The organism is Solilutibacter tolerans (assembly GCF_900155935.1).
Classification (GTDB): Bacteria; Pseudomonadota; Gammaproteobacteria; order Xanthomonadales; family Xanthomonadaceae; genus Solilutibacter; species Solilutibacter tolerans.
In genome coordinates, this window is the sequence record NZ_FTLW01000003.1 from 232143 (window position 1) to 244290 (window position 12148).

The 12148-nt window shown below is 62.7% G+C and carries 11 protein-coding genes; 6 read left to right on the plus strand and 5 right to left on the minus strand.

Features of this window, described 5'->3' with window-relative positions:
• The first annotated feature begins 4 nt into the window (after positions 1 to 4).
• Genes BW989_RS07365 through hemE form a run of 4 tightly spaced genes read left to right on the plus strand, consistent with a single transcriptional unit; the run spans position 5 to position 3001 of the window.
• Positions 5 to 541, plus strand: coding sequence for a shikimate kinase (locus tag BW989_RS07365; protein WP_076586900.1), 537 nt, complete (start codon positions 5 to 7; stop codon positions 539 to 541).
• Positions 538 to 1623 carry a 3-dehydroquinate synthase gene (gene aroB, locus BW989_RS07370; protein ID WP_076586902.1) on the plus strand — a complete coding sequence of 362 codons (1086 nt, stop codon included), beginning with the start codon at positions 538 to 540 and terminating at the stop codon, positions 1621 to 1623. Before BW989_RS07365 ends, aroB begins: the two co-directional genes overlap by 4 nt.
• Positions 1624 to 1668: 45 nt before the next feature.
• Positions 1669 to 1923 (plus strand): WGR domain-containing protein, encoded by a 255-nt coding sequence (locus BW989_RS07375; RefSeq protein WP_076586904.1) that lies wholly within the window; start codon positions 1669 to 1671, stop codon positions 1921 to 1923.
• Positions 1924 to 1933: 10 nt separating this feature from the next.
• Positions 1934 to 3001 (plus strand): uroporphyrinogen decarboxylase, encoded by a 1068-nt coding sequence (gene hemE, locus BW989_RS07380; protein ID WP_076586906.1) that lies wholly within the window; start codon positions 1934 to 1936, stop codon positions 2999 to 3001.
• Between the two features lies 1 nt (position 3002).
• On the opposite strand, the gene BW989_RS07385 is transcribed toward hemE, so the two are convergent.
• Positions 3003 to 6557: a hybrid sensor histidine kinase/response regulator gene (locus BW989_RS07385; RefSeq protein ID WP_083688364.1), complete on the minus strand. Its 3555-nt coding sequence runs from the start codon at positions 6555 to 6557 to the stop codon at positions 3003 to 3005.
• A 101-nt stretch (positions 6558 to 6658) separates the two neighbouring features.
• Here BW989_RS07385 and BW989_RS07390 point away from each other — a divergent pair, with 101 nt between their 5' ends.
• Positions 6659 to 7222 (plus strand): cytochrome b, encoded by a 564-nt coding sequence (locus tag BW989_RS07390; protein ID WP_076586908.1) that lies wholly within the window; start codon positions 6659 to 6661, stop codon positions 7220 to 7222.
• Here the strand turns inward: BW989_RS07390 and BW989_RS07395 are convergent, their stop codons facing one another.
• On the minus strand, positions 7223 to 7444 hold the full coding sequence (locus tag BW989_RS07395; RefSeq protein ID WP_076586910.1) for a glutaredoxin family protein: 222 nt from the start codon (positions 7442 to 7444) through the stop codon (positions 7223 to 7225).
• A 66-nt stretch (positions 7445 to 7510) separates the two neighbouring features.
• Here BW989_RS07395 and BW989_RS07400 point away from each other — a divergent pair, with 66 nt between their 5' ends.
• Positions 7511 to 8893 carry an L-serine ammonia-lyase gene (locus BW989_RS07400; protein ID WP_076586912.1) on the plus strand — a complete coding sequence of 461 codons (1383 nt, stop codon included), beginning with the start codon at positions 7511 to 7513 and terminating at the stop codon, positions 8891 to 8893.
• Here BW989_RS07400 and BW989_RS07405 read toward each other — a convergent pair.
• The 3 genes from BW989_RS07405 to metX are packed head-to-tail and all read right to left on the minus strand — an operon-like array spanning position 8855 to position 12144.
• Positions 8855 to 9943: a homoserine dehydrogenase family protein gene (locus BW989_RS07405; protein ID WP_076586914.1), complete on the minus strand. Its 1089-nt coding sequence runs from the start codon at positions 9941 to 9943 to the stop codon at positions 8855 to 8857. The genes BW989_RS07400 and BW989_RS07405 overlap by 39 nt on opposite strands.
• Positions 9940 to 11124 carry a cystathionine gamma-synthase gene (gene metB / locus BW989_RS07410; RefSeq protein ID WP_076586915.1) on the minus strand — a complete coding sequence of 395 codons (1185 nt, stop codon included), beginning with the start codon at positions 11122 to 11124 and terminating at the stop codon, positions 9940 to 9942. Before metB ends, BW989_RS07405 begins: the two co-directional genes overlap by 4 nt.
• 3 nt (positions 11125 to 11127) lie before the next feature.
• Positions 11128 to 12144 (minus strand): homoserine O-succinyltransferase MetX, encoded by a 1017-nt coding sequence (metX, locus tag BW989_RS07415; RefSeq protein ID WP_083688413.1) that lies wholly within the window; start codon positions 12142 to 12144, stop codon positions 11128 to 11130.
• Positions 12145 to 12148: the final 4 nt, after the last annotated feature.

Genomic DNA, 12148 nt, shown 5'->3' on the forward strand with positions numbered 1-12148 from the left:
GCGTATGGATACCGCCGCCAACTTGGTGCTGGTCGGGCCGATGGGCGCAGGGAAATCCTCGATCGGCAAGCGGCTTGCACAAGCACTCTCACTGGAATTCGTCGATGCGGACCGCGTGCTGGAAGCGCGTACGGGTGCCAGCGTTGCCGACATCTTCGTCTGCGAGGGCGAGGCCGGATTTCGGCGTCGGGAGTCCGCATTGCTGCAGGAATTGCTGGCTGGCCAAGGTCAGCTGATCGCGACTGGCGGCGGCGTGGTGCTGTCCGATGCCAACCGCGCCCTGTTGTCGCGCGATGCCTTTGTGGTGCATCTCGATGTCAGCGTGACCGAGCAACTCAGGCGCCTCGCACGCGATCGCACCCGCCCGCTCCTGCAACGCGATGATCGCGAGGAGGTGCTGCATGTCATGGCCACCGATCGTGCCCCCCTGTATGCCGAAGTCGCCGATTTGCATCTCGACACCGATGGCTGCACGCCTGACCAAGCCTGCCGCATGTTGCTGCCCTGTATCCAGAACGCTTGGCGCGGGGTGGCTGCATGAAGCTGGATACCACGGTTGATGTGGGTGGGCCTTCGCCGTATCGCATCGATATCGGCAGCGGTTTGTTGGGCGATGCTGCGTGCGTGAGCGCGCAATGGCGTGGGCGACACGCGCTGATCGTCAGCGATACGCACGTTGCACCGCTTTACAGCGAGCGGTTGCAAAGCGCGCTTCGCATAGCGAAGCCGAGTTGCAACATCAACACCCATGTCATCGAGGCGGGTGAGGCATCGAAGACACTCGCCAACTTCGCTGCCGTCATCGACACTCTCGCGGTGCAAGGCGCGACCCGCGATGTCTGCGTATTCGCACTTGGTGGTGGCGTGGTGGGGGATCTAGCAGGATTCGTCGCGGCCAGCTGGATGCGCGGCATCGATTGCGTGCAACTACCGACGTCACTCTTGGCGATGGTGGACTCCTCGGTCGGCGGCAAAACTGCAGTTGACATTCCGGCGGGCAAGAATCTGGTCGGCGCCTTTCATTTGCCGCGCGCGGTCGTCATCGACACAGCGACACTGGCCACGCTCCCCGCCCGCGAATTGCACGCGGGTTTAGCGGAGGTGGTGAAGTACGGCGCCATCTTCGACCCTGGCTTCATTGCTTGGCTGGAAACGAATGCAGACGCATTGCTCGCGCTCGACGACGCAGCCATCGCCCATGCCATCGCCGCCAGCTGCCGCTACAAGGCGGCCGTAGTCGAGCGCGACCCGTTCGAGAAAGGCGAGCGCGCTCTGCTCAATTTCGGCCACACCTTCGCCCATGCCATCGAAACCGAACAGGGCTACGGCGGCTTGGTTCATGGGGAGGCCGTGGCAATCGGCATGGTGCTGGCTGCGCGCCTGTCCGCCCGACTTGGCCTGTCCAGTGACAAGGATGCCGCGCGCCTCCAGGCTTTACTTGAACGCTTCGGGTTACCCGTGAGCATCCCCGCCGAGCTCAGCGCCGATGCACTTATTACGCGGATGCGACTGGATAAAAAGAATGATGCCAACGGCCTGCGACTGGTCCTATGGGACGGCATGGGCCGTGCGCGCGTAGTCCCCGGTGTGCCAGAGGACGCCGTCGGCCACGTGCTGGGTTGATCCATCTCAACGGTCTGAATACGGCCCGGGCGCTACAATTTCCCCATGCGCCTGCTGCTGCAACAACGGCCTGACGGCCGCGAAGCGCCCCGCTTCGTCCAGCTTACCTTGCAACCGGACCTGTTCGGTGGTTGGGTATTGCTGCGCGAAACCGGACAAACCGGCAGCCGCAGCACTTTGCGTCGTGAGCAATACATGGACCAATCCAGCGCACTCGCCGCGCTGGAAAAAGCCCGCGACGCGCAATTGAAGAAAGGCTTCCAACTGATGTTCGCGCAGGGCGCGGACCTTCCACGCTAACGGGATCAACATGACACTGAAGAACGATCGCTTCCTGCGCGCATTGCGCCGCGAACCCGTGGACTACACGCCGGTGTGGTTGATGCGCCAAGCCGGGCGTTATCTGCCGGAGTATCGTGAGACACGCAAGGCCGCTGGCAGTTTTCTTGCCATGGCCAAGAACCCGGAGATCGCCTGCGAAGTGACGCTGCAGCCGCTGCGTCGTTTCCCGTTGGACGCCGCGATCCTGTTCTCCGACATCCTCACTGTGCCGGATGCGATGGGCTTGGGCCTGTATTTCGTCGAAGGCGAAGGCCCCAAGTTCGAGCGCCCAGTCCGCACCGAAGCCGACATCGCAAAACTTGCGGTTCCGGACATGGAAACCGAACTCGGCTACGTGATGGATGCGGTGCGCACCATTCGCCGTGAACTGGATGGCTCGGTGCCGCTGATCGGTTTCTCGGGCAGCCCGTGGACGCTCGCCTGCTACATGATCGAAGGCGGCGGCAGCAAGGATTTCAGCAAGATCAAGGCGATGGCGTATAGCCAGCCCGCGCTGTTGCACAAATTGCTTGGTGTCGTGACCGATGCTGTCATCGCTTACCTATCGGCACAGCGGCTGGCCGGTGCACAAGCGCTGCAAGTGTTCGACACCTGGGGCGGCGTGTTGTCGCCCGCGCTGTATCGCGACTTCTCCCTGCGTTACCTGCAGCGCATCGCCAAGGAACTCAAACGCGGCGAAGGCGCACAGCGCACGTCACTGATCCTGTTCGGCAAGGGCAACGGGCCGTACCTGGACCAACTCGCCAACAGCGGCGCGGAAGGCGTTGGCGTGGATTGGACAGTGTCGCTGGAAGACGCCGTATGGCGCACCAAGGGCAAGGTCGCCCTGCAAGGCAACTTGGATCCCACCACGCTCTACGCCAGCCCTGATGCGATTCGCGAGCAAGTGCGCGAATCATTGGACAGCTACGCGCACGGCAATGGCGGCTCACGCGAAGGGCACGTCTTCAACCTGGGCCACGGCATGTCGCCCGACATGAATCCCGAGCACGTCGCGGTAGTGGTGGACGAAGTCCACACCTACAGCAAGCGCTGACTCAAACGCCGCCTTTGGCTCGGGCGGCTTTGGCCTGAAGCAATCCGTTGGCCAGCATCTCAGCAGTCACCGGCTTGCGCAGGAAGGCATCGAATCCTGCCGCTCGTGACATCGGCTCGGCATCGGCATCGGCGCGCGCGGTCACGGCCAGCAATGGCCCGTTGAAGCCACCCAATCGCAGTTGCCGAGCCAAGGCGAAGCCATCCATGCCTGGCAGGTCCAGATCCAACAATGCGGCATCGAAACGTGTCGATGCCACTTCGGCCAATGCCGCCAAACCATGAGGTGCGTGCCGAACGTCATGCCCTTGCGTGCGCAACAGGCCTGCTACGACTTCGGCCACGGTGACATCGTCCTCCACCAGCAATAGATGGAGCACATCGCTTGCCGGGTTCGACGTCGAATGGGCTGGAGCGATTGGCAACTCCGCCGCCTTCAGTGGCAGATCCACGGTGAATCGCGCACCTGCGCCTGGAGCGCTTTCCAAATCAATGCGCCCGCCCATCACCGCCGATAGTTCCTGGCTGATCGCCAGGCCCAAGCCGCTGCCGCCGTAACGCGCATTGGTGCGCGCGCCTTCGGCCTGCTCGAATCGGCGGAACAGGCGCTGGCGTTGTTCTTCATTCAATCCCGGGCCGGTGTCATGGATGACGAAACGCACGCCCTCACCCTCCAGCGGCAACAGCGCCAACCCGACTTCGCCATGCTCGGTGAACTTGATCGCGTTGCCCAGCAAGTTGAGCAGGATCTGTTCGACCCGGGTGCGATCACCGATGAATCCACGCGGCAATCCCGAGGCGCATTGCAAAGTAAATCGAAGCTGCTTTCGTTCCGCCAATGGCGCCATCAACTCAACCACTTCGTCCACCAAAGCCTGCAGATCGAAGGGCTCTTCCGACAACACCAATTTGTCGGCCTCTATTCGCGCAAGATCCAAAGCATCATTGACCAAGCGCAGCAAGTGCTTGCCTGCGCGGTGAATGGCATGGACCTGGCCCTGCTGCCGATCATCCAATTTCGATGACTGCAGCAATTCGGCCATACCCAAAACGCCGGTCATGGGTGTGCGGATTTCATGGCCAAGCGTGGCCAGGAATCGTGTTTTTGCCTCCGAGGCTTGCTCAGCCATCGCGCGCTGCTGCTCTGCCAGGCGCAGTGCGTGGTTGCGATTCAAGCGACGACGATAATCCAGTGCCAACAATGCCAGCACGCCGACAAGTAGCAGGGCGCCAAAAAACAACGCCGGCAAGGTGCGCCACCACGGCGGCCGCACAGCGAATTCCAGCACCTGCTCTTTCGCCGCATTGCCCGCCGCATCGGTGGCACGCATACGCAATCGATAGTGTCCCGGCCCCAGCCCGCTGAACACACGCTCGCCCTGGGCACCCTGCTCTATCCAATTGCTGTCGAAGCCCTCCAACCGGCTCCAGTAACGCGTTCCGCTGGGATCATCGAACGCAAGCAAATGACCGGTCAGGCGGAATTCGCGATCATCCGGCCCGAATGACAAGGTCTCGGTGATGGGCTGCGATACCCATGCGCCATCACGACGCACATCAATACCGTCGATACGCAGCGTCGGCACGTTCGCCGGCAGGTCTGGATAGCGCGTGTCGATGAGCACCACGCTGCCATCGCGCGCGGGGACGCCGAGCATGCCCTCCGGCGTCAGGCTAAGCGCGCGATCGGCGAACTCCTGGCTGGACAAGCCATGCTGGATGCCGATGCGATCCAGATGTCGCCGCAGCGGATTCCAGCGATATATGCCTCGCTGGCTGGACAACCACACACGACCACGCGTATCCACTTGCAACCCGCCCGCTTGCAGCGAAGGCAGTTGCTGACCGGTCGGCACACGATCGGCTTCCCGCCACGAGTCGTCGCCGCCACGGTGATGCCGAGTCAGGCCATCCAATCGATACAACCAGATGTCATCGCGTCCAGCGAAACCGAACGCAAACACGCGCGAGCCCGCAAGGCCAGCAGGCACGACCAATTTGCCGCGACGGGTGTCCAACCAGCCCATGCCGAAACTACCGGCCAACCACAAACGACCATCAGGCCCACTGCGCATGTCTTCGATATCGCCATCGCCGATGCCGACATCGGCCATGCTGATGCGACGTAACACCTTGCCGCTGACGATGTCGCGCTGCTCAAACCCGACATCTGACATGCCAGCCCACAACGTGTTGTCGCCAGGGACTGCGAAGAAATCGTATTGCGCGTCCTGCAAATCGTCCGGGTTCTCACCTGGCTGCCAATCGTCCAGGCGGCCGTCGCGTCCGATTCGCCACAGGCCGGTCCGTCCGTAGAAAATCCACACCTGACCCAGCCTGTCCTCAATCATCGTCATCGGCTTGCTGGCCGGTAATTGCTCGCGGATGTCCTCGCCAATGCGCTCCACGACACCGCTCGCACTCACCCGCTCCACATGTCCATCGACCGCGGCCAACCACATGCCACCAGCACGGGCTGGAGCCGTGACCCGGTACGTGCTGCCCATCAAGCCGGTGCCATCGACACGCTTGCGCAGCTGGGCAATGGCGCGCCAGTCCGCACGCAAATAGCCCAACCCAATACCGGGTAGCGCGACCCATAGCCCGCCATCCGGCTGGCGCATGAGCGCCTGCACCGTGCCAGGCTGGTATGGCGGCTCGGTCGAGATGGGTTCGGGAATCGCGCTGTCATTCGCCACGCGCCATACCTGCCGCTGACTGCCCACCCACAGGGCACCATCACTGCCGATGGCCAGCCCGGTCGCCGCGTTGGGTCTTTCGAACATGTCGGCATAAGGCAGTCTTGACCACTGCCCATTGGCTTCGCGCCTAAAGATCCCTCCGGAAGTACCGACCCAGACCCGCCGACCATCCACCAGCACCGAATAGATCACCGGCATCGCGTCTTCACCCGGCAATGGTTCGCTGCGGACTCGCCCCTTCTCGAGCACAGCAAGACCACTGAAGGTCGCGATCCACAGCCGCCCTTTTTCATCGGTATCCAGGTTGATCACGGTGTCCGATGGCAAGCCGTCGATCCGCTCAGGCACCCATGTCGATGGATCTCCGGCCAGCGACATCCGATACAAGCCGGCATCCCCCGTGCCAAACCACAGCATGTCGCCGCGGCTGGCAATGGCGAAGATGTCGTCGCTACCCAGCTGCGGATGGGTAGCGCGACGCCAATGGCGAAAGCCGTCCCTCCGGCCATCCAGCATGCTGAGCCCACCAAATTCACTGGAAGCCCAAACGCGATCGCCTGCATCCACGTGCAAGACCTGTACCCAGTTGCCGGTCAGCGAGCGCGGATCATTGGCCTGATGTCGCCATACACGAAAGCCATTGCCGTCATAGCGGGCCAGACCATCGGTGCTGGCGATCCAGATGAATCCGGCACTATCCCGATCGATGGCATTGACTGTACTGGTCGGCATCCCGTCCCTGGGCCCGAGCACGCGCAGGTGCGGACTCTCGGGCACTTGCGCGCGCAAGCCCGCCAGCGGCCCCAGGGCAGATAGCATCAACAAAGCCGCCACGATCCATCGTCGCATCATCATTCCCCTTTCCCCAAGCCGATGCTGGGCCGATGCGAGCGTCAACGCAAGACCGGGCGCAGCGTTGCAGCTTAGAATCCAGCCACCGACTCCGGGGACAGCCTATGAGCCCTCGCAATTCCGCTACCCAGTGGGGCAGCCTCAGCAAGACCTTTCATTGGCTCATCGTGCTACTGCTGATTGGCCAGGGCATCCTGGGCTTGACGATGGGGGACTTCCCGCGCGAAACCCGCGTCGAGCTCATCGGCCTGCACAAATCGATCGGCATCACGATCCTGATGTTAGCCATCGCCCGTTTGCTTTGGACCTTATTTAGCGGGCGGCCCAGCCCCGCGCCTGGAGTGACACCCTTGCAGCACAAACTGGCCATGGCAGGCCATGTCTTGCTGTATGTCCTGCTGTTCGCGCTGCCGATCAGTGGCTGGCTGCTGACGTCCTACGCCGACCGCCCCAGCTCATGGTTTGGCCTGTTTGAATTGCCGCGTCTGGTCGGTGAGAACCACGACCTGCACGAGATGCTCGAGGAACGCCATGAGCAATTGTTCTGGTTGTTGACGCTGGTGGCCGTCGGCCATGCAGGTGCGGCCGTCTACCATCACTTGTTCCAGCGCGATGCCACCTTGTCTCGCATGTTGCCCAAAGGGTGGTTGCGCGACCCACGCAGCTGATCAGAGCAAGGCACGCACCGCCGCCGCATCGAACGGCCAATCCAGTTCGATGTCGCGGGCATCATCCCGCAGCACCGGCACGCGCAGACCGTAGCGCGCCTCCAGCGTTGGGGCGTCCTCGATGAACACACTATCGAAGTCCGGCGTACGGGCTTCGGCCATCACGGCCAATGCCTGATCGCACAAATGGCAGTGATCGCGCTGAAAAAGAATGAGAGCCATGCGGGGGCGTTGGTTGCTGTCGATCAATGCTGCCTAGAATAGCGGTTCATCCCGTGGAATCCGCGCATGGCTGTCAGCGTCTTCGACCTCTACAAGATCGGCATTGGCCCCAGCTCCTCGCATACGGTGGGGCCGATGCGCGCGGCTGCGCGCTTCGTCGAGCACCATTTGAAAGAAGCCGGCCGGCTGAATGAAGTCGCGCGCCTCCGTGCGGAAGTCTTCGGCTCACTCGCGCTGACCGGTCGCGGCCACGGCACCGACAAGGCCGTGTTGATGGGGCTGGAAGGCCATTGGCCGAACTTGATCGATCCGGACATCATCCCTGATGCCCTTGAGCGCATCCGCTCATCGAAGAAAATTCGACTGCATGGCGAACGCGAGATCGGCTTCAACGAGAAGACCGACCTCATCATGAACAAGCGCCAGAAGCTACCCTTCCACACCAATGGCATGCGCTTCGCTGCGTTCGATGCCGAAGGCAACGAGATCGCCACCCGTGACTATTACTCGGTCGGCGGCGGCTTCGTGGTCAATCAGGACGAAGCGGCGGAAGATCGCATCGTCGCCGATACCACGCCGGTCGCGCATCCTTTCCATAGTGGCGATGAGCTCTTGGCGCGCGCAAGGGAAACTGGCCTGTCGATCTCGCAGTTGATGCTGGAAAACGAACGCGCGTGGCGCAGCGACGAAGAGACGCTGGCTGAGCTGCGCGAGATATGGGCAGCGATGAGTGGCTGCGTGGCACGCGGCATTCGCGAAGCTGGCACCTTGCCGGGTGGCTTGCATGTGGGACGCCGCGCACCTGCATTGTTTGCGGAGTTGTCATCGAAACCCGAGGCCGCGATGCGCGACCCCCTGACCGTGCTGGATTGGGTCAACCTGTACGCACTCGCAGTGAACGAGGAGAACGCTGCCGGTGGACGCGTCGTCACCGCACCGACCAATGGCGCCGCTGGCATCATCCCGGCGGTCGGTCATTACTACGAACGCTTCATTCCCGGTGCGAGCGAACAAGGCATCTTCGACTACCTGCTTACCGCAGCTGCGGTCGGCATCCTCTACAAGGAAAACGCCTCGATCAGCGGCGCCGAAGTCGGCTGCCAAGGCGAAGTAGGTGTGGCTTGTTCGATGGCCGCAGCCGGTTTGACCGCAGCACTCGGCGGGACGCCATCGCAAATCGAGAACGCGGCGGAGATCGGCATGGAACACAACCTGGGCCTCACCTGCGATCCGATCGGTGGGCTGGTTCAGATCCCCTGCATCGAACGTAATGCGATGGGCGCAGTCAAGGCAATCAACGCCGCGCGCATGGCGATGCGCGGCGACGGCAAGCACAAGGTGAGCCTGGACAAGGTCATCAAGACCATGCGCGACACCGGCCGCGACATGCAAGACAAGTACAAGGAAACCTCACGCGGCGGCTTGGCGGTGAACGTGATCGAATGCTGAGGATGTCGCGCTGGCAGTAATCCGCAGCACGTCGTCGATGAGCGCAGCCGCGGTGACTTCCGCGCCCGCACCCGGCCCCTGGATCACCAACGGCTGGTCGCAGTAACGATCCGACCAGATCGCCACGCGGTTGTCTGTGCCAGCGCCTGCTGCCAGCGGATGATCCGCAGGCAGTGCTTCCAGACCGACCTTGGCTTCGCCATTTTCATAGCGCGCGATGAATTTCAACACTTCGCCATTGCGATAGGCTTCGGCGTAACGAAGGCGCATTGCTTCGTCGAGATTCGATAACGCCTCATCGAACTCCTTCGCCGACAAGTTGGCGAGTGTTTCCGGCACCAGCGAATCGACTTGCACTCGCGCCGCATCCAGCGCCACGCCCGCCGCACGCGCGAGGATCACGATCTTCCGGCGCACGTCCTCGCCCGACAGGTCATCGCGTGGATCGGGCTCGGTGTACCCGGCATCACGCGCCTCACGCACGAAGCCGGAGAAAGGGCGCTTGCCATCGTAATGGTTGAACAGCCACGCCAGTGAACCAGACAACACGCCGGCAATCGCGCGGATATGGTCACCGCCCGCTTGCAACTCACGCAGACTGCGCAGCAATGGCAGCCCTGCCCCGACCGTAGCGCTGTCACCGTACTGGGTGTGCGATGTGGCTGCAGCCAAACGTATCGCCTGCCAGCGATCGACCGAGGTGCCCTGGCCCAGTTTGCATGCAGTCACCACGTGTGCCCCGCGGCCGAGCCATTCCGCATGGCGTGCGGCCAGATCCTCGCTGGCGCTGGCATCGACGACGATGTCACCGCGACCAAAGTGCGTACGCGGCAACCATGCAGCATCGCGCGGCGCAGACGATGCGCGTAAAGCATCCAGCGTTTCATTCGCGGATGCCGCATCGCAATCGCCCCAGCCGCGTGAGTTGGCGATCGCCACCAAAGGCGGCAGCCCGACACCCTTGGCACGAAGCCGCGCCTGACGCTCGACGAACACGCTGCCCACCGTGCCCGTACCAAGCAGGTACAGCCGAGGCGAAGGATGGCTCATGCCGCCAGCGCCTCGCGTTTACACGACAACACGCGATCCAGCGCTGCCTGAAGATCCGCGATGAGGTCATCGACATGCTCGATGCCCACCGACAGCCGCAGCAAACCATCGCCGATGCCCGCCGCACGCCGTGCCTCCGGCGTCATCGCCGCATGCGTCATGGTGGCCGGATGCGCGATCAGGCTTTCCACACCGCCCAGTGACTCGGCCAAGGTGAAGCACTGCAGGCCTTCGACAAAGGCTTGCACGGCGGATTCATCGGCCAGCTCGAATGAGAGCATCGCGCCGAAGCCCTGCTGTTGGCGCGCGGCGATCTCGTGGCCCGGATGCGAGGCCAGCCCCGGCCAGTACAGGCGTCGCACCGCCGGATGGCCATCCAGCAACTCGGCCACTGCATGCGTGTTCTCTTCGTGCACGCGCAGGCGCGCCGACAGCGTGCGCACGCCGCGCAAGGTCAGGAAACTGTCGAACGGCGAACCCGTGATGCCAAGAGCATTTGCCCACCAGGCGAATTGTTCGTGCAACGCGGCCTCACGCGCGACGACCGCGCCACCGACCACATCGCTATGGCCATTGATGTACTTGGTAGTCGAGTGCAGCACCGCATCAGCGCCGAAGTCCAACGGGCGTTGCCACAACGGCGAGAGGAAGGTGTTGTCGACCAACACTTTTGCACCGGCGTCCTTGGCTTCACCAATCACCGTTTCAAGATCGGTGACACGCAGTAATGGGTTGGACGGCGTCTCGATCCACACCAGCTTCGGCCCGCGCGCGAAGACGTCGCTACGCGCATCGGCATCGGTGAAATCAATGGTGGCCAACTCGAATGCGCCTTTCTTCGCCAACGCATTGAACAAGCGCCAGCTGCCACCGTAGGCATCGTGCGGCACGACCAGCAAGTCGCCGGGCTCCAGCAGCGCATTCAATGCCAAGGTGATCGCCGCCATGCCCGTCGCAGTCACGACACCGCCTGCACCGCCTTCGAGTGCCGCCAGCGCATCGCCCAAGAGGTCACGCGTGGGGTTGCCACTGCGCGTGTAGTCGTACTTCCGCTTCTGATTGAAGCCTTCGAAGCTGAAGTTGGATGAGAGCACCAAAGGCGGCGTCACCGCGCCAAATGCTGGGTCGGTGTCGATGCCGGCACGTACGGCGCGGGTGGCGATGTTGGTTTCAAGCGTCATGATTCAGGCGTCCAATGCGTCGTTGAGGGCAGCAGTGATGGCTGCGGTTTCTTTGAGAAATGCGTCGTGTCCATAGCGTGAACTGACCAAGTGCAGCCAGGCATCGGGCGCACGTACGGCGAGCTCGGCCAGGTCTTCGCTGGGCACCAATTGATCGCTGTCGATAGCGATGACCGAAAGCGGCACACGCACGGCTTCCGGCTCCACGCGGTGCAAGTCAATGGACTCGGAAAGGCGTCGATACGCGGTCGCATCGAAGCGCGTGATGGCGCGCTGGCCACAGGCTTCGAGGTACCCCTCGGCCGGGCACACTGCGCGTGCGCCTTCAACCGTGACTGCCTCGGCGAAGCGTTCGGCAAATTCCTGTGGCGTGCGGTACGACAACATCGCCAATTGACGCGCCAAGGCTAGCCCATGACCGTCATCGCATTGCAAACCGCCCAACTCGACGATCTTGCGTTGGATCGAACGCAGAGCGCTGGACCACGGGTGCGAACGATGCGCACCGCTGATCGCCACCAAGGCACTAAGGCGATGGGAATAGCGCGCAGCGAATTGCAATCCCACCATCGCGCCATACGAAGCCCCGACGAAAGCGCGGACCTTGGCGATGCCGAGAGCATCCAGCACGCTGGCAATCGCATCGGCCTGATCGGCACTGTCGATGGGCGCATCCAGGCCATCGCCATCGCCCAGCCAATCTATGGCCAGCACGCGATATCGACGCAGGAAATTGGCCTGTGCCTGCCACCAGCCGTCGGTGCGATCAGAATCATTGGCCAAGACGTGTCGGGTTGCGGAAATACCGCCTGCGACGATCAAGATTGGTGCCTGGGCCGGTCCGCTCAACTCCCAGCGAACCGCGACATCGCGGGCACCCGCATGCTTGAGTGCGAGGGCGCAGGGGAGGATGCCCTGCTCTGCCACGGACTCCAGCGCATGATGCGAATGCCCGAATCGACAGGCCGGGTCGATGGCTGATTCGGATGATGCGTGGAACGAGGCGGCAACCAGACTCATACGG

Bases quoted from the DNA above. Each gene is read 5' to 3' on its own strand.
- BW989_RS07365 (WP_076586900.1), top strand. From the start codon at position 5: ATGGATACCGCCGCCAACTTGGTGCTGGTCGGGCCGATGGGCGCAGGG.
- aroB (WP_076586902.1), top strand. From the start codon at position 538: ATGAAGCTGGATACCACGGTTGATGTGGGTGGGCCTTCGCCGTATCGC.
- BW989_RS07375 (WP_076586904.1), top strand. From the start codon at position 1,669: ATGCGCCTGCTGCTGCAACAACGGCCTGACGGCCGCGAAGCGCCCCGC.
- hemE (WP_076586906.1), top strand. From the start codon at position 1,934: ATGACACTGAAGAACGATCGCTTCCTGCGCGCATTGCGCCGCGAACCC.
- BW989_RS07385 (WP_083688364.1), bottom strand. From the start codon at position 6,557: ATGATGATGCGACGATGGATCGTGGCGGCTTTGTTGATGCTATCTGCC.
- BW989_RS07390 (WP_076586908.1), top strand. From the start codon at position 6,659: ATGAGCCCTCGCAATTCCGCTACCCAGTGGGGCAGCCTCAGCAAGACC.
- BW989_RS07395 (WP_076586910.1), bottom strand. From the start codon at position 7,444: ATGGCTCTCATTCTTTTTCAGCGCGATCACTGCCATTTGTGCGATCAG.
- BW989_RS07400 (WP_076586912.1), top strand. From the start codon at position 7,511: ATGGCTGTCAGCGTCTTCGACCTCTACAAGATCGGCATTGGCCCCAGC.
- BW989_RS07405 (WP_076586914.1), bottom strand. From the start codon at position 9,943: ATGAGCCATCCTTCGCCTCGGCTGTACCTGCTTGGTACGGGCACGGTG.
- metB (WP_076586915.1), bottom strand. From the start codon at position 11,124: ATGACGCTTGAAACCAACATCGCCACCCGCGCCGTACGTGCCGGCATC.
- metX (WP_083688413.1), bottom strand. From the start codon at position 12,144: ATGAGTCTGGTTGCCGCCTCGTTCCACGCATCATCCGAATCAGCCATC.